Origin of the sequence: Anoxybacillus tepidamans PS2, from assembly GCF_000620165.1 — a bacterium.
Classification (GTDB): domain Bacteria; phylum Bacillota; class Bacilli; order Bacillales; family Anoxybacillaceae; genus Anoxybacteroides; species Anoxybacteroides tepidamans_A.
Map to the genome: position 1 here is coordinate 70,440 of NZ_JHVN01000003.1, position 16,849 is coordinate 87,288.

Below are 16,849 nucleotides of genomic sequence, written 5' to 3' on the forward strand. Positions count from 1 at the left end.
AAGATGAATAGAACGAATAAGGTTCTTGATCTCTCTTTCCATCATCTTATTAGGGGGATTATATTGATTGGGTTTATGCTGCTTCTATTTAAATTGTTACTAACTAATAATATCTCCCTATTGATCGCTCCAAAAATGATGAGTTTTATTTATTTCACTTTATTGGTATTACTCATTTTAGGCATGCTTCTAATACTAAGAGGAACGTCAAACCATAACGATTCTTATCATTGCGATTGTGACGGCGAACATTCCTATCCTACTTCAAAATTCAAAAATCTATTTCTTTATTCACTGTTTATTTTTCCAATCATCACTGGCTTTCTTTTCTCTAATAATGTGCTAGATAGTTCTGTAGCAATGAACAGGACTATTAAACTTGGAGCAGACTCACCGAATAGTAACCAAACAAAGACTGTAAATACGAATAAACGATCCGATAAAACAAATTCTTCTTTAAGTAAAACTAATGTCTCAGCGAATAATAAAGATGCAGCAAATTCTCAGCCCGAGCCTTTATCTGAATCAGAATATAACGCATTAAAAGAGAGGCTCTTAAAGGCAACGACTATAAATATTTCAGATGAGCAATATGTCCCGATTATGAATATCATTCAAGAAAATCTAAAAAATATGCTTGGAAAAACAGTGACAACGAAAGGTTTTGTCTATCGGGAGGCCAAATTCGCACAAGATCAAATTGTGGTAGCTAGATTTGGAGTTACATGCTGTGTGGCAGATGCGTCCGTCTATGGAATGATGGCAAAAGGAAATGTAGCTGCTTTGTCTGAAAACAAGTGGGTACAAGTAACTGGTACAATCCAACAAACCCAATATGACGGTGAAACAATTCCCATAATACATATAAAAAGCATTTCGAAAATTGCTGCTCCCCGGCAGCCTTATGTATTTGATGTAGGAATCCAGGTTGAGTAACCTTGTATTTGTCGAAATACTAAAATAAATCGCCTAATAATATGATGTGTTGCAAAACGTATAACGAGCGCATAGCCATCTATTTAGAAATTATATACATCAACAAACCCTCAAATTTCGATAAAAGTTAAACAATAGTATAGAGATTAGGTTTGAACCCTTGTCACTATTGATTCTCGGAAATAGGCCATTTCGTCGCCTTATGAGTGTAGTTCAACGATAACACTGCTAGGTGACAATATAGCCCCTAGAGCTTTGAGAGTGCCGTCTCATTTCCGAGCCGTCAACCTACAGTAAACTATGTAAAAATGCCAAACCTTTGATATAACTCGGTTTTTCGATATATTTCTTTGTTGAGGAGCTGTTTAGATTCTCAGCGCATCTAAATTTCACACAAGGGAAAGAATCATTTTTAATCATTTATTATCAAATTAACAACGTTTATTTACTTCAGTACCTAGATGCTTTGATTCTGTTTTTTCATGTACAGCTCAATTCCTAGAGTAATTATTTTAACATATCCACCGAGAAGTCTCCCATCTCTAAGCAAAGTGTAGGTGGGAGAGGTTCATTATTGTTGAAATAGAAACAAAAATTTCATATAATATCGCTAATGCACCAACGGGTGGGAGGACCGGCCATGAACAAAGAAGAACAGGTCATAATGGGTTTTAGGGACTTATTAAACAAGCTAGTTTGGCTTAATAAATACAAGATGGAAAAAAGTCTTAAGGGTTATAAGCCTACTGAAGTGCATTGTATCGAATACATTGGAAACAATGTAGATGCCAACGTGACAAAACTGGCGGAGTCCTTTTATATGACTAGAAGTGCCATGAGTAAATTAACTAAGAAGCTCATGCAAAAAGGTCTTATCGAAAGCTACCAGAAGCCGGATAACAAGAAAGAAATCTATTTTAGGCTTACTGAACAAGGGAAAGTCATTTATAAAATCCATGAGGAACTGCATAAAGAGTTTCGAGAGCGGGATAAAGCCGTATTTGAGCAGGTAACCGAGGAACAATTTGACGGTATGCTTAGCTTCGTGGAAAAGTATAGTAAGCATTTGGATGCGGAAATAAAAAAACTGGGTATAGATATGAAGTCGGAATAAATTTGGATAATAAAAATGAGACTACAGGCAGCCCTATTCCATTGAGAACGGGCTGCATTTTTATCGCCATCATTTTGTTGACAAGGAAACAAAATCGAGATATGATTTTTGTTGACAAGGAAACAAAACCACAACTTTTGAAGGGAGCATTTAAATGTTCAAATTTAGATCACGCAATGAACAGAGCACAGAACAAACCGTAGATAAAAAGGCTTTAATATTCGGTCTTATGTCTGTGTTTCTTTGCGGAATAGGCTTCAGCATCATCACTCCTGTCGTCCCATTCTTAGTGCAGCCTTATTTAAGCAATCCGGAAGATCAAGCTATAGTTGTTACGTTGCTGACCTCTGTTTATGCACTCTGCGTGTTTTTTGCGGCCCCCGGGCTTGGAGCTTTGAGCGACAGATATGGCCGTCGTCCATTACTTTTAGTATGCCTTTTCGGTTCCGCAATCGGGTACTTCATTTTTGGCATAGGAGGAGCTTTATGGGTACTATTTGCCGGGCGCATCATAGAAGGTATAACCGGCGGGAGCATAAGCACGATCTTCGCATATTTTGCAGACATCACTCCTAGAGAACAGCGAACCAAATTCTTTGGGTGGGCGAGTGCGGTGGCAGGTGTAGGCGCCGCCATTGGACCTACTCTAGGTGGATTGCTTGCCAAGTTTGGTTATTCTGCACCTATGTATTTTGGCGCAATCATCACTTTATTAAATGTTGTTTACGGATTCTTTTTTATGCCTGAGAGCCTTGCCAAGAATAATAGACTGAAAAAGATTACCTTTGTTAGGCTGAATCCATTTACACAGCTTGTAAACGTACTTTCCGTGAAAAACTTAAAAAGGCTGCTTCTCTCAGCGTTCTTTCTTTGGATATCTAACGGATCTTTGCAGGCTGTTTTTTCACAATTTACAATAGATACCTTCCATTGGGAGCCTGCGCTAATCGGACTTATGTTTTCAATTATGGGCGTCCAAGACATCATTTCTCAAGGTTTCATCATGCCAAAGCTTTTGATAAAACTTAGTGATACGCATATAGCCATTATTGGAATGGCTTCGGAGATGATAGGCTACAGTCTTATTGCGCTATCTGCTTTGCTCTCATTCTATCCTCTACTTATCGCTGGAATGTTTATATTTGGTTTCGGTGACTCGATCTTCGGGCCTTCATTCAATGGGATGCTCTCCAAGTCTGTCGATTCGAGCGAACAAGGAAGAATTCAAGGAGGCAGCCAATCTATTCAGGCTTTGGCAAGAATAACTGGACCTGTCATTGGAGGTCAAATCTATGTATCACTTGGTCATGCCGCACCCGCTTTTATGGGTATGATCCTTATAGCAGCGGCAATACCAGTTTTGTATAAGGGTGCGCATGTAAATATGTAAACGATCTACTTTATAAGCTGTATACCTGCATAACAGTCCCTGTTTAGAAACATCTCGAGTTAACGGCAATATCAACGTTAGCTTCAAATCATTGTACCATTGGACTTTTTGCTTTGGTTCATCTAATATATTCGGTGAGAAATCTTCCGACTAAACGGAGTGTGGTTTGGTAAAGGCTCGTTAAACTTCTCCTAATCACGCATCCATTCACTCTAAAAAGGATGCCAAACAATCGAACAATATTAGACGCATAGATAAGAAGGTGGCACATCTGTGAAAGCGCACCAAATTTCTTGGCTGCCGATTATTGTTTTTACACTGTTCGGAGCCTTTATGCTGTTTCTGGCATTGGCGAGTATCATCACGTCTCTGCTGGCAGTAGGGAATATAAAAGATATGGTTACAGATATTTTGACCTTCATTGGCGAGTTATCGGTATCATCTTTATTTCTAGGGTATGGTGTTTATCTTTTCAGCAAAAGAAAACAAGGCAAAGCATTCTACTGGGATGATGAAGGGGTTGTCATTGATTTACGAGGCAATAAGGTGTATTGGAAGGAGATTGAAGAGATTCGATTTGTAAAAGTAAAAAGTTTAAAATCCACCGTCATTTATCCCCATTATACCTATTGGGAACAAATTCGAATTCGCCATAAGAAATCAATCGGCACCACTGCCTATGACATCCCTTGGTTTCTAATTGAAAGGCCGAAAGAGTATCATCAAAACTTAATGAAAGCGTGGGAAAAACAACAAGAAAAGAAGACCTTCAAGTGAGGGTCTTCTTCAGACTGTTGAAAAACCCTTGCTAACGCAAGGGTTCTCTTTAGCGTCCCAGGAGAGACTCGAACTCCCGACCGACGGCTTAGAAGGCCGCTGCTCTATCCTGCTGAGCTACTGGGACATAGTATAAACATTTTATTATTTAAAAACTAACATCGCACTTGGGTTTTCCGCCGTCCCGCACCCAGCATGCCGATTCAAGATACGGTTCGTGCGGTACGCTGATGTGTTCTATCCGGCTGTGCCTCTTCCTCTGCTCGCTTATTCAAAGATGCTCGATGCGTCGAGGCAACTCGCAACGCATTCACCGATGCGTCGCTCGTCGCAAGCGGGTGATGGGAATCGAACCCACGACTTCAGCTTGGGAAGCTGAGGTTTTGCCACTAAACTACACCCGCGAGTGAAGGCGGCACCCGGATTCGAACCGGGGGTAAAGGTTTTGCAGACCTCTGCCTTACCACTTGGCTATGCCGCCATAACCTATCATTCAAAGCGGAAGACGGGACTCGAACCCGCGACCCCCACCTTGGCAAGGTGGTGTTCTACCACTGAACTACTTCCGCATATGGCTGGGGTAGCTGGATTCGAACCAACGCATCACGGAGTCAAAGTCCGTTGCCTTACCGCTTGGCTATACCCCAACATTCCTTTGATTATAAATAGCTAATTCATGGGGCGACTAGTGGGAATCGAACCCACGAATGCCAGAGCCACAATCTGGTGCGTTAACCACTTCGCCATAGCCGCCATATGGCAGGGGCAGTAGGAATCGAACCCACACCGGAGGTTTTGGAGACCTCTGTTCTACCATTAAACTATGCCCCTACATAAGATGGTGGAGGGGGACGGATTCGAACCGCCGAACCCACAGGGAGCGGATTTACAGTCCGCCGCGTTTGGCCACTTCGCTACCCCTCCAAATAAAGATGGCTCGAGACGGAATCGAACCGCCGACACAAGGATTTTCAGTCCTTTGCTCTACCGACTGAGCTATCGAGCCGTGATATGATATGAAACCTTTACATTATTTCTGCATCGCACTGTCCTTCGTCCCGCACTCAGCATGCCCATTCAAGCAGCGAATTCGTGCGGTACGCTGATGTTTTTTTCGAAGAAGCGAACTCGGTCCAGTCCCTTCCTCTCCCAGTTCAATCATGGAAGCCAATGCGTCGGGACTACTCGGCGTACATTCACAGTAGCCTTGCTCGTTGCTCTACCGAATGTGCCTCTTCCTCTTCTCGCTTATTCGAAGATGATCAATGCGTCGAGGCAACTCGTAGCGGACTCGACGATGTGTCGCTCGTCGCTATCGAGCCGTGATTATCATATTCAGTGGTGAACGATTTTATGTATAAATACAAGCATCTTATGTATGTAAGAATGGCGGAGGAGGAGGGATTCGAACCCCCGCGGGCTGTGACACCCCTATCGGTTTTCGAAACCGACCCCTTCAGCCAGACTTGGGTACTCCTCCATACAGATGGAGCCTATCGGGATCGAACCGATGACCTCCTGCGTGCAAAGCAGGCGCTCTCCCAGCTGAGCTAAGGCCCCAAAATTTGTCAAATGGTCGGGAAGACAGGATTTGAACCTGCGACCTCATGGACCCGAACCATGTGCTCTACCAAGCTGAGCTACTTCCCGGCTTATGGCAATAGCACACGATGGAGCGGAAGACGGGACTCGAACCCGCGACCCCCACCTTGGCAAGGTGGTGTTCTACCACTGAACTACTTCCGCATTATAAAAATAGTGAGCAAGTATTATTATAATAAAAAGTGCCCGAATGTCAATATCATTTTTTAAGTTCCATTTACTCTTTTATCATGCGACAGCGTTATTGATTTTAGTTCACCGTTATTATTTTGTCAATATATTTTTTCATAAATCTCCTCTGCGCCAGTCCCTCGCAATGTGTACTTTTTCTTTCTTCGTTCATCCACTATAATGATAATCGTGAATTTCAAGCGTTGATGAAGGAGGATGTTGGTGCTTACATTTGTGCAATTGTTCGAAGCATATCGTTCGCTTTGGTCTAATCGATCTCTTATTAAAGCCGAAGTGCTGACAGAGGAAAAATGCAAATCGCTGCTTTACGAAGCCGTCGAAAAAGAACTGCGCGATGAAATGACCCATCCGCGCGTCCGACAAACGCCAGAAATGAAGTTCCGCTACGCTATTAGACGCATTGTTGCTTCGTCGTTAACCGAATCGGAAAAACTTGCCCTTATTGAACTTCATCTAGAAGTAATGGAGCGAATTGCCGTATAAGAAAGCCGCCTTCCTATTCACTCGGAAGGCCGTTTTTTCAATAATGGACCTTCGAGCATATAGCCTCGAATTTCATCCCATCGTGAGCGAAAGGCCTGTTTCTCGCTTGCGGCGCGCCTCTTCCATGACCCACTTCCAGTTTCTTCATCAATTGGAGTAAACATTCTTGGGGAAACAACAGCCATCCCCCACCTTTTCAACATTATTGCTCCTGCTTTCTTCTCATATGCACGTGATTTGAAAACAACTAGATGAATAAGTGTGATCGCATAAAAAATTTGCTCGGAAACATACTATGTAGCGACATCATGAAAGGAGGAATGTGCATGCCACTTGTACCTTATGATCCGTTCCGCCATTTAGAGTCGGTACGGCGCGACTTGAACCGCTTTTTCACGAACGATTTCCCGACATTTTTTCAAGCTGACGAACTAGCGATGCCGCGCATCGACATGCATGAAACAGAGCGTGAATATATCGTATCGTGCGACCTGCCAGGCCTTGAGCGAAAAGAAGACGTCCATATTGACGTTCATAACCAAGTGTTGACGATTAGCGGCACGATTCATCGAAACGAAACGATCAAAGAAGAGCAAATGCATCGCCGCGAACGCTTTTTCGGCCGTTTCCAACGCTCCATTCCGCTGCCATCGGACGCTGCGACCGAACGCATTCAGGCGTCATACAAAAACGGCGTCCTTGACATTCACATTCCAAAAACCGCTTCTGAACAACGAAAATCAATCGATATCCAATTCCATTAAGAAAGACGAACATCTCATTCGCTCGTTGTACGCTTGTCCATAAAAACAGGGTGTCCGCATCGAGAACACCCTGCTTTTAGTTTGTATGTAAACTTATATCAAAATCAGCCCAATTTCGTGCAAACACCGCTGCTTTCACGGACGACTAATGCGGTTGGGATGACGACTTTTTTCGACAAATGCCGTTTTGTTGAAAGCCTTTCAACTAACAGTTCCACAGCCGTTTCTCCCATAAACTCCGTATATACTTTGACGGTTGTCAGCGGCGGCTGAACAAATGCCGATGTAGGAATGTCATTAAAGCCGACAATCGACATATCTTCCGGAACGCGGACGCCCGCCTCGTGAAGCGCCCGCAACGCGCCGATCGCCATCGAGTCGCTCGCAATGAAAAAAGCCGTCGGGCGATCCTTCCCCGCTAACGCTTGCTTCATCAACATGTATCCGTCTTCCGCCGTAAAGCGCCCGGTGAATACATAATCCTGATGATAGATTCCTTTTACATATAAATATTCATAAAACGTCGCTTCCCGTTCATCGTGAATCGGCGTCTTTCCATCGATATACTCCCGGCCGCCGATGTAGCCAATTCTTTGATGACCAAGCGAGAGAAGGTAATTGAGCACGCCGATCATCGATTTGCGAAAATCGACGACGACAGAGTCGAACCGCTCCTCATCAGGCGCAAAATCGACAAACACAATTTGTTCCGCGCTTGATGAAAATATTTCGATATCTTTCGGGCCGAATTTTCCGACGGCGATGATCCCATCAAGCCCAGAGAGCCATTCCGACTCATAGGAGCCGCCTTGCTTAAACAATTTGACAAGTTCAATTTGGCGATGAAAGCATTCTTTCTCCACACCTAAGCGAATCGCCATATAATACGGGTCGCCCAATTCCTGCGCTTCCGAGTACCAGTGGACAAGGCCGAAGCGCAACCGTTCTTTCGCCGTTTGTTGGCTGCGCTCGCGCAGCGTTTTATAATTCAATTCCTGAGCCACTTCAAAAATGCGCTTTCTCGTTTCTTCCGACACCGAGAGCGTGGGATCATAGTTTAGGACGCGCGATACGGTCGCTACCGATACGCCTGCTTTTTCTGCGATTTCTTTCAATGTTGCCATGGATGAAACATTTCACTTCCTTACGAGATTTTAATAATTTTGCTGTCATACGGCTGCAACTCAATGGTTTGAAACCGTTTGATTTCGCCAGTATGGTTCATGACAAACAAATACTGCTCCGACCCCTTGCCTCTTTTATATACTTCGACCCCTTCATCGCTTTGTATATGCCAAATGCCGCCTGCCGCCAGCACCTCGGATGCGATGTCGCGAAGCGCCGCGTTGGCGATCCCGCAACCGATATAATATACCGTCCCTTTTCCGTACTTATTTTTCGTGACGGCTGCTTCCGGGTAAAACTCATCGCCATAGCGGTACAGCACTTCAGCGGTCACTGGCGTTAACAGATCGCGCCAGACGGAACATTCCGACGTTTTCCCTGCAAATGCTCCTTCCCCTATTAACTTCATGCGCCTTGCAGCAGCTAGCGATTCGACTTCGTGAATTTCCACGCCGGCAATATCGTTCACATAACCCGGCAGCACCTTTTTAAAGTGGATGTTGTTTTGTTTGTCTTTCAGTCCTGTGCGGAACGAAAAAAGAATGGTGCCTCCTTGGGCGACAAACTGTTCAAACCGCTTCCCGAGCGCTTCGTCGATGATCTGCAGCGCAGGCACAAGCAGCACTTTATAGTTCGAAAAATCGCGCGTCACTGGAATGACATCCATATGGGCGTTCCATTCATAAAACGGCGTATACAGCCGCAAAAGCTCGTTCGTAAAGTCAAACCCTTCGCTCTGCGGCTGAAAGCGCCACGACCAAATATTATCATAGTCATATAATACGGCAATATCGGCTTGAATATCCGTTTGCACAAGCGATTCATACTTGGCAATGTCGGCAAAGAACGATTGCACCTCTTTATACTTCCGGCCGCGCCGGTTGCTATGGTCGACAATGCCGTAGCAAAACTGCTCCGCCCCTCGATTCATACCGCGCCAGCGAAAATATAACATATGGGTGCAGCCGTGCGCAAACGCTTGGTATGACCACATTTTTGCTTGATTCGGCCGCGGTAAATAACCGATTATATTATGGCCTTGCGCTCCCATTAATTCTTCTACAATCCAATAGTGTTTCCCAAGCAGCCCGCGGTTAAAATCGTGGGCCATGGCGATCGCCGCAGGCGGAATAGGCTCCATCAGCCCTCCCCACACCGGGTAATTGTCATACGAAACAACATCCATATATTTCACGTTTTCTTCATGGTCAAACCATTTCTCAAAAAAACCGCCGGACACATTCGTCGTCACGAGCTGATGATCTCCTTTATACCGCCGGACAATGTTCGTCATTTCATGGGCAAAGCTATTGACCGAATGGGAACGGAACCGCGCCCAATCGAGCTGCAAAGACGGATTGTGTGTCGTAATCGTCTTTTTCGGAAGCGGAATCTCGGAAAAATCGTTGTACGTTTGCCCCCAAAAAATCGTGCCGTACGCTTCGTTTAACGCTTCAATCGTTTTATATTTATTTTTTAAAAATTGTTGAAATTTCACGTGGCATTGCTCGCAATAACACATGTCGCTTCCTTCATGGCCGAACTCGTTGTCGATTTGCCAAGCGACGATCGCCGTTTCGTTCCGGTAATGCTCGACAAGTTTTTGCGTAATGCGTGCGCTGTAGCGGCGATATACATCGGAGTTAAAGCAATACTGGCGCCGTCCGCCGAATACGCGCGTCTGCCCGTTTTCGTCTTTAGATAAAATCGCCGGGTGTTTTTTCGCCAGCCAAGCCGGAAACGTCGCTGTCGGCGTGCCGAACATCACCGATAGTCCGCGCTCCTTTAACTTGGAAATAACATGGTCGAAAAAGGAAAAATCGAACACCCCTTCGTTCGGTTCCATTAAATGCCAGGCGAACTCGCCGATGCGCACGATGTTGGCCCCGAGTTCCTTTATGCCTTGTATATCCTCTTCCAACATCTCCGCCGGCCAATGCTCCGGATAATAATCGACGCCTAAATACATGGCGCTAGCCTCCCCCGTTTTCGTTTGCCACAACACTTCCGGTCGCTCAGGCGTTCTTGAACGCTTCCGTGCGCGCCCGCTCTTCCACCTTCTGCAAAAACACGCGAAACGCCTGCTTGCCTTCTTCCGTCCGTTTAAACACGCCCGCATGTTCAAGCACGACAATAAAGCGCTGTCCGACTTCATAGCGCAACATCTCTTCCACCTCTTCCTCGCTGAAACGGTGGTATCGATGGCGCAGCTGTTCGATCCAATCGGCGTGCTTCCGCAGCGGCGCATCCCAATGTTCCGTTGGAATATCGCGCACAAGGCACTGCTTGAGCGCATCTAGTTCATCCGCGAGCCGTCCAGGAAGAACCGCAAGCCCCATTACTTCGATCAGCCCGATGTTTTCCTTTTTAATATGATGCAGCTCTTCATGCGGGTGGAAAATGCCGTACGGATGCTCTTCGGATGTCCGATTGTTGCGCAAGACGATATCCATCTCAAATAACTCCCCCCGCCGGCGCGCGATCGGCGTCACGGTGTTGTGCGGTGTGCCGCCGGTTTCGTGGCGGATTCCGACACTTTCATCGCTGTACGTTTGCCATGTCCGGTAAACCAAATCGGCCGCATCAAGCACCTCGGACTTTTGGCCGCGCAAACGGATGACCGACATCGGCCAGCGAACAATGCCGACGGTTAATGACGGATAAGATGGCAGCTGGATCGATTCCTCGACGGCCGCTTTTTCCATGGCGAATTCATAACGCCCGCCTTGAAAATGGTCGTGCGCTAAAATCGAACCGCCGACAATCGGCAAATCGGCATTCGATCCGATGAAGTAATGGGGAAATTGTTCGATAAAATCGAGCAAGCGGGCAAATGTCTTCCGCTCCATTTTCATCGGCACATGTTTAGCGCTAAGCACGATGCAATGCTCGTTGTAGTATACATAAGGCGAATATTGAAAATACCACTGTTCATCTAATAGCGAAAGCGGAATTATGCGATGATTGGCGCGCGCCGGGTGATGCCAAGTTCCTTCGTATCCTTCATTTTCCGCACAGAGCACGCATTTCGGGTATGACGAAGGCGGCGCGGCTTTTAATCGAGCGATGTCCTTCGGATCTTTTTCCGGTTTGGATAAATTAATGGTAATGTCAATATCGCCGTATGCCGTTTTCACCTTCCACTTTCGATTTTTTGCGATCCGGTCTGTTTGAATATAGTTAGAGGCGCAACTCAGCGAATAAAACCAGCCGGTTGCCTCCATCGGATTGTTTTTGTATTTGGCAAAAAACCCGCGAATGACTTCTGACGGGCGCGGCATGAGACAATTCATCAGCTTCGCTTCCCATATATCCCGCTCCGTCACCGAGTTGGTTTGCAATCGCCCTTGCTCGTACGCCCAATCGAGCATGACCGCTAAAATCGGGGAGGGGGAGGACGGAAGCGGCGGAAGTTCTTCAGCGGGCTGCCACTCCTCTAGCCCAAGCGCAGCAAGCAGCCGATTGCGCACGTAAATGACATCCTCCCGCTCTAGCAGCCCTTTGGCAACCCCGTACTGAACAAGCTGTTCAATCGCTTCGTAAATGTTCACGTTCACGCACCTCGATATCCGTTCGGGTTCGCTTGGTGCCACTCCCAGGCAGAAGCGACGATGTCGTCAATGCTCGTATACGTTGGCGTCCAGCCAAGCTCCCGCTTCGCTTTTTCCGCAGAAGCGACCAATCTCGCTGGATCGCCGGCGCGTCTTGGCGCCACGCGCGCCGGAATGTCGCGGCCCGTCACGCGGCGAGCGGCTTCAATCACTTCCTTCACAGAAAATCCGCTTCCATTTCCGAGGTTGAACACGTCGCTTTGGCCGCCGCTTCTCAATTTTTCTACCGCCAACAAGTGAGCATCGACTAAATCAAGAACATGAATGTAGTCGCGGATGCACGTTCCGTCATGCGTGTCGTAGTCTTCGCCGAAAATTTGTATCTCGCTTCGCTGTCCTAGCGCCACTTTCAATATGAGCGGAATTAAATGCGTCTCTGGATCATGGTCCTCGCCTAAATGCGCGCCGTACGCCCCAGCCACGTTAAAGTAGCGGAGCGAAATCGAGCGGATGCCGTAGGCGCGGTCGACCCATTTCATCATTTTCTCCATCGCCAGCTTCGTCTCACCGTATGCGTTTTCCGGCACGGTCGGATCGGTTTCCACGATGGGAATTTGCGCCGGCTCCCCATATACGGCAGCGGTCGATGAAAATACGATGCGTTTGACGTTGAACTCGTTCATCGTCTCTAACAACACTTGCGTTCCATATACATTGTTGTCATAATACTTGAGCGGCACTTGCATGCTTTCACCGACAAGCGAATTCGCCGCAAAATGGATCACCGTATCAATGTCATGCTGTTCGAACACTTGCCTTAAAAAGTTGAGATCCCGAATATCTCCTTCGTGGAAAATCGCTTCAGGATGAACCGCTTCCCGATGCCCTGTCTGTAAATTATCGACCACCACCACCTTTTCTCCTTTTTCTATCAATCGATATACTGCATGGCTTCCGATGTAACCGGCGCCGCCGCAAACAAGAATCATAACACCATCTCCTTTTCTTCTTTTATTTCTCTCGCCCCGCCGCCGATTTTCGCCACATAGAAGCTCGCCTCATAGCCGATTTTTTGCTTGTATTCGCGCCCGACTTGTTCAATAAAGGAAGGAATGTGTTCGTCTTTCACAATATTGACCGTGCAGCCGCCAAAACCTGCGCCGGTCATGCGCGCGCCGATCGTGCCTTCATGTTTCCACGCCGCCTCTACGAGCGCATCAAGCTCTGCCCCCGTCACCTCGTAATCGTTGCATAGTGAAAGATGCGATTGCTTCATCAGTTCGCCAAAGCGCGCTAGATCGCCTCGTTCTAACGCCTCCGCTGCCTCCATCGTTCGCTCGTTTTCCGTCACTGCATGGCGGACGCGCTTTTGCTCAATTGGAGAAAGAAGGTGTTGGCATTGTTCGAGTTGTGCGCTTGTTAAATCGCCGAGCGATTGAATTTTAAGCACCTGCCGCAGCTTGGCGAGCGCCGCTTCGCATGTGGCCCGCCGCTCATTATATGCCGAATCGGCCAAGCCGCGCTGTTTGTTTGTGTTGGCGATCACAATCGAGCAGTCGTTCAATACAAGCGGCAAGTAGCGATATGTTAATGTTTGACAGTTTAATAGAATCGCATGATCCCATTTTCCCATTCCAACGGCAAATTGGTCCATAATGCCGCAATTAACGCCAATATATTTATTTTCTACCTTTTGGCTGATTTTCACAAGTTCAAGCATTTCGATACCCGCGCTGTACAGCGCATTTACCATGACCGCTGTTGCCAGCTCGATCGAAGCCGACGAGGACAGACCGGCGCCGTTTGGAATGTTGCCGTAATAAAACACATCAAAACCGCTGTCGATGGAACATAGCTCAGCAAATGCAGCAACCATTCCTTTCGGATAGTTCGCCCAGCTATGTGCCGCATCGTATGATAACTCGTCAAGCGAAACCGTGATGACACCTTTTTCCGGGAAATTTTTCGAATAAAAACGGATGAACGGATGATCCGTTTTTCTCGCGAACGCATAAGTGCCGATATGCAAAGCGCATGGAAGCACATGTCCCCCATTATAATCGGTATGCTCGCCAATTAAGTTGACGCGTCCCGGAGCGAAAAACACGCGAATATCCTCCTCCCTCCCGCCAAACCGCGCCAAAAATTCCGTTTTTAACTGTTTGATCATCCCGATGCCTCCTACACTTTCAATTTACCTTTCTAGTAAATATTTTAGTAAAAATTTTATCTAATAGCAATAAACTTTTTTCCCTCGCACCGAAAATAAAGCGGCATTTACTAATAAAAATAGCGGGAATATCTCCCGCCTCGTGCCACTTTACTTCTTTTTGGCATGCTTCCGCATATCAAACGCCACCGCTACAATGATAATCAAGCCTTTAACGATAAACTGAATATAAGGACTCACACCGAGAAACGCAAGGCCGTAGTTAATAATTTGAAAAATAAGAACGCCAGCGATGACACCGGATACGGTTCCGATGCCCCCAGATAACGAAACGCCCCCGACGACGCACGCGGCAATTGCATCAAGCTCGTACATATTTCCAGTGTTGTTCGTCGCGCTGCCGACGCGCCCCGCTTCTAATGTACCGGAAAAACCGTAAAGCAAGCCGGCAATTGTATAAATGATAATGAGATTTTTCGTGACGTTGACGCCGGACACTTTCGCCGCTTCCGGGTTTCCGCCGATCGCGTACATATTTTTGCCTAACTCCGTTTTATTCCAAATGATCCACATGATTACTGAAATAACGGCCGCGTAAATGATAAGATAAGGAATTTCATACGAACCGATCGGGATTCCGCGCTGGGCGAACGTGGTAAAACTCTCGTTCAGCCCGCCAATCGGCTGCGCGCCATACGGCGGACGGTCAAAATAAATCGAGTTGATTCCATAGACGGCGATCATCATTCCTAATGTAGCGATAAACGGCGGCACGTGGAGCTTGGCGACGATGACACCGTTTAAAGCGCCAAGCAAGCCGGTGGCGATCATCGAAATGAGAATCGGAACAAATAAAGGCAGTTCAGGCAAATGCGGATACATCCGATATGCGTAATCGGCCGCTTGCAATAGCGAAGCGGAAATCACCGCCGCCAACCCGACCATTCGCCCAGCCGACAAATCCGTTCCGGCCGTAATTAAAATGCCCGCCACCCCGAGCGCAATAATCACGCGCGAAGACGACTGGCTTAGTATATTCAAGATGTTCGTCATCGATAAAAAATCGGGAGAAGCGACGACAATTCCAACGATCAGAAGGATTAAAACGACATAAATCACATGATCGACAAGCCACTTGGCAACACTTGATTGTTTGATGCGTTCCATTTAGTTTCTCCCCTCCTAATACAAGGCCGATAATCTCATAATCTCTTCTTGGGATGTCGCGGCCGTTTCCACAATCCCAGCCGCCCTTCCGTTGCTCATCACTAAAATGCGGTCTGTCACTCCTAAAAGTTCCGGCATTTCTGACGAAACAATAATAATTCCTTTTCCATCGGCCGCTAATTGATTGATAAGTTGATAAATTTCAAACTTCGCTCCGACATCGATGCCGCGCGTTGGCTCGTCTAACAATAAAATGTCCGGCTTTGTAAGCAGCCATCTGCCGATAATGACTTTCTGCTGGTTGCCTCCTGAGAGGCTCCGGATCGGCGTTTTTTGCGACGGTGTTTTTACTTTCATAGAGTCAATGACCCATTTCGTATCGTCATACACTTTCCGCTCGGACACAAACACCCCTTTCGATCGGTATTGACGCAGATTAGAGATCATACAATTGAAACTCACACTTAAATCCGGATAGATGCCGGTTGTCCGTCTTTCCTCCGTCACAAGAGCGAACCCATTTTTAATCGCCTCTTGCGGAGATTTGTTTTCAATCATTCGTCCGCGAAGTTCGATCGTGCCTGAACGAACCGCTCTGAGCCCAAACAACGCTTCAAGCAATTCGGTGCGCCTTGAGCCGACTAACCCAGCCACTCCTAAAATTTCGCCTTTTCTTAATTCGAAACTCACATCGGAAAAAGAAGGCTGCGCTTCGGCGGTCAAATGGGAAACTTTTAAGATGACGTCCCCTGGATTGTTGATTTTGTCAGGGAAGCGCTGCGATAGGTCGCGCCCTACCATCAGCTTAATGATTTCATCTGTCGTCAGCTCGTCTGCCCGCTTTGTCGTAATATAACGGCCGTCGCGCATAATGGTCACTTCGTCCGATATTTTTAAAATTTCCTCCATTTTGTGAGAAATATAGATGATGCCGACTCCCTCTTGCTTCAGCTTGCGGATAATGCGGAATAAATGCTCGACTTCTTTTTCGGTGAGCGATGATGTCGGCTCGTCCATCACGATGATTTTCGAACGGTACGACACCGCTTTCGCAATTTCAACCATCTGCATTTCCGAAACCGATAAAGTGCTCACCTTTCGTCGCGGATCGATTTGGATGTCGAGATTTTTAAAAATTTCAAGCGTATCGTTATACATCTTTTTTTCATCGATGAACATCCCTTTTTTCGGATAACGCCCAAGCCACATGTTATCCATGACGCTTTGCTGGCGCACTTGGTTCAGTTCTTGATGCACCATCGACACGCCGCATTCAAGCGCTTGTTTCGAGTTTTCAAACGACACCGCTTTTCCTTCTAATAAAATTTCGCCCTCATCCATCGAATAAATGCCAAACAAACATTTCATGAGCGTCGATTTTCCCGCGCCGTTTTCGCCCATGAGCGCATGAACCGTCCCCGGCTTTACTTTGAGCGAAGCGTTTTGCAAAGCAATGACGCCGGGGAATTTTTTGGTGATATTGTTCATTTCCAATATGTAAGCTGTACTTTGTTCCGCCATTGCGCGACCTCCTACTCCTTAACAGATGTTGTATTTAAACATCAAACCCATCTGCCA

Annotated in this window: 14 protein-coding genes and 13 tRNA genes; 6 read left to right on the top strand and 21 right to left on the bottom strand. The window is 46.6% G+C overall.

All coding sequences use genetic code 11. The features are described 5' to 3' along the window. Positions 1-3 precede the first annotated feature (3 nt). The 4 genes from N667_RS0104665 to N667_RS20130 all read left to right on the top strand — a co-directional run bounded on the left by N667_RS0104665 (position 4) and on the right by N667_RS20130 (position 4,217). Positions 4-936: a TIGR03943 family putative permease subunit gene (locus tag N667_RS0104665; RefSeq protein WP_027408496.1), complete on the top strand. Its 933-nt coding sequence runs from the start codon at positions 4-6 to the stop codon at positions 934-936. A gap of 640 nt (positions 937-1,576) precedes the next feature. Then, positions 1,577-2,050 carry a MarR family transcriptional regulator gene (locus N667_RS0104670; RefSeq protein WP_027408497.1) on the top strand — a complete coding sequence of 158 codons (474 nt, stop codon included), beginning with the start codon at positions 1,577-1,579 and terminating at the stop codon, positions 2,048-2,050. Positions 2,051-2,204: 154 nt separating this feature from the next. Continuing rightward, positions 2,205-3,440, top strand: a complete 1,236-nt coding sequence (locus tag N667_RS0104675; protein WP_027408498.1) for a tetracycline resistance MFS efflux pump — start codon at positions 2,205-2,207, stop codon at positions 3,438-3,440. A gap of 273 nt (positions 3,441-3,713) precedes the next feature. After that, positions 3,714-4,217 carry a hypothetical protein gene (locus N667_RS20130; protein WP_232223881.1) on the top strand — a complete coding sequence of 168 codons (504 nt, stop codon included), beginning with the start codon at positions 3,714-3,716 and terminating at the stop codon, positions 4,215-4,217. Between the two features lie 53 nt (positions 4,218-4,270). Here the strand turns inward: N667_RS20130 and N667_RS0104685 are convergent. The 13 genes from N667_RS0104685 to N667_RS0104745 form a co-directional block, all read right to left on the bottom strand. After that, positions 4,271-4,344, bottom strand: a tRNA-Arg gene (locus N667_RS0104685). Positions 4,345-4,550: 206 nt separating this feature from the next. After that, positions 4,551-4,621: transfer RNA gene (locus tag N667_RS0104690), tRNA-Gly, on the bottom strand. Positions 4,622-4,627: 6 nt separating this feature from the next. Next, a tRNA-Cys gene (locus tag N667_RS0104695) sits at positions 4,628-4,698 on the bottom strand. A 16-nt stretch (positions 4,699-4,714) separates the two neighbouring features. Continuing rightward, positions 4,715-4,786 (bottom strand) — tRNA-Gly (locus N667_RS0104700). 3 nt (positions 4,787-4,789) lie between these two features. Continuing rightward, a tRNA-Gln gene (locus tag N667_RS0104705) sits at positions 4,790-4,864 on the bottom strand. A gap of 30 nt (positions 4,865-4,894) precedes the next feature. After that, positions 4,895-4,970, bottom strand: a tRNA-His gene (locus N667_RS0104710). 4 nt (positions 4,971-4,974) lie between these two features. Further along, positions 4,975-5,048, bottom strand: a tRNA-Trp gene (locus tag N667_RS0104715). Between the two features lie 8 nt (positions 5,049-5,056). Then, a tRNA-Tyr gene (locus tag N667_RS0104720) sits at positions 5,057-5,141 on the bottom strand. Between the two features lie 9 nt (positions 5,142-5,150). Next, a tRNA-Phe gene (locus N667_RS0104725) sits at positions 5,151-5,223 on the bottom strand. A 381-nt stretch (positions 5,224-5,604) separates the two neighbouring features. Then, a tRNA-Ser gene (locus N667_RS0104730) sits at positions 5,605-5,697 on the bottom strand. Between the two features lie 7 nt (positions 5,698-5,704). After that, a tRNA-Ala gene (locus N667_RS0104735) sits at positions 5,705-5,777 on the bottom strand. A 13-nt stretch (positions 5,778-5,790) separates the two neighbouring features. Further along, positions 5,791-5,867 (bottom strand) — tRNA-Pro (locus tag N667_RS0104740). Between the two features lie 21 nt (positions 5,868-5,888). Beyond that, a tRNA-Gly gene (locus tag N667_RS0104745) sits at positions 5,889-5,963 on the bottom strand. A 243-nt stretch (positions 5,964-6,206) separates the two neighbouring features. Here N667_RS0104745 and N667_RS0104750 point away from each other — a divergent pair. Beyond that, positions 6,207-6,494: a hypothetical protein gene (locus tag N667_RS0104750; protein ID WP_035098067.1), complete on the top strand. Its 288-nt coding sequence runs from the start codon at positions 6,207-6,209 to the stop codon at positions 6,492-6,494. A 17-nt stretch (positions 6,495-6,511) separates the two neighbouring features. On the opposite strand, the gene N667_RS19735 is transcribed toward N667_RS0104750, so the two are convergent. Further along, positions 6,512-6,697 (bottom strand): hypothetical protein, encoded by a 186-nt coding sequence (locus N667_RS19735; protein WP_156936084.1) that lies wholly within the window; start codon positions 6,695-6,697, stop codon positions 6,512-6,514. 123 nt (positions 6,698-6,820) lie between these two features. On the opposite strand from N667_RS19735, the gene N667_RS0104760 reads away from it, so the two are divergent. Beyond that, the gene (locus N667_RS0104760) at positions 6,821-7,258 is read left to right on the top strand and encodes an Hsp20/alpha crystallin family protein (protein WP_027408501.1); all 438 of its coding nucleotides are present in this window, start codon (positions 6,821-6,823) and stop codon (positions 7,256-7,258) included. Positions 7,259-7,362: 104 nt separating this feature from the next. On the opposite strand, the gene N667_RS0104765 is transcribed toward N667_RS0104760, so the two are convergent. The 7 genes from N667_RS0104765 to mglA form a co-directional block, all read right to left on the bottom strand. After that, positions 7,363-8,382, bottom strand: a complete 1,020-nt coding sequence (locus tag N667_RS0104765; protein WP_027408502.1) for a LacI family DNA-binding transcriptional regulator — start codon at positions 8,380-8,382, stop codon at positions 7,363-7,365. A gap of 20 nt (positions 8,383-8,402) precedes the next feature. Next, complete coding sequence (locus N667_RS0104770; RefSeq protein WP_027408503.1) at positions 8,403-10,352, bottom strand: beta-galactosidase; 1,950 nt, start codon at positions 10,350-10,352, stop codon at positions 8,403-8,405. A 46-nt stretch (positions 10,353-10,398) separates the two neighbouring features. Then, complete coding sequence (gene galT, locus N667_RS0104775) at positions 10,399-11,934, bottom strand: UDP-glucose--hexose-1-phosphate uridylyltransferase (protein ID WP_035098068.1); 1,536 nt, start codon at positions 11,932-11,934, stop codon at positions 10,399-10,401. A 2-nt stretch (positions 11,935-11,936) separates the two neighbouring features. Further along, the gene (gene galE, locus N667_RS0104780; RefSeq protein ID WP_027408505.1) at positions 11,937-12,923 is read right to left on the bottom strand and encodes a UDP-glucose 4-epimerase GalE; all 987 of its coding nucleotides are present in this window, start codon (positions 12,921-12,923) and stop codon (positions 11,937-11,939) included. Further along, positions 12,920-14,104: a galactokinase gene (locus N667_RS0104785; RefSeq protein WP_027408506.1), complete on the bottom strand. Its 1,185-nt coding sequence runs from the start codon at positions 14,102-14,104 to the stop codon at positions 12,920-12,922. Before N667_RS0104785 ends, galE begins: the two co-directional genes overlap by 4 nt. Positions 14,105-14,254: 150 nt before the next feature. Next, positions 14,255-15,271: a galactose/methyl galactoside ABC transporter permease MglC gene (mglC, locus tag N667_RS0104790; RefSeq protein ID WP_027408507.1), complete on the bottom strand. Its 1,017-nt coding sequence runs from the start codon at positions 15,269-15,271 to the stop codon at positions 14,255-14,257. A gap of 15 nt (positions 15,272-15,286) precedes the next feature. Further along, positions 15,287-16,792: a galactose/methyl galactoside ABC transporter ATP-binding protein MglA gene (mglA, locus tag N667_RS0104795; protein ID WP_027408508.1), complete on the bottom strand. Its 1,506-nt coding sequence runs from the start codon at positions 16,790-16,792 to the stop codon at positions 15,287-15,289. Between the last annotated feature and the right edge of the window lie 57 nt (positions 16,793-16,849).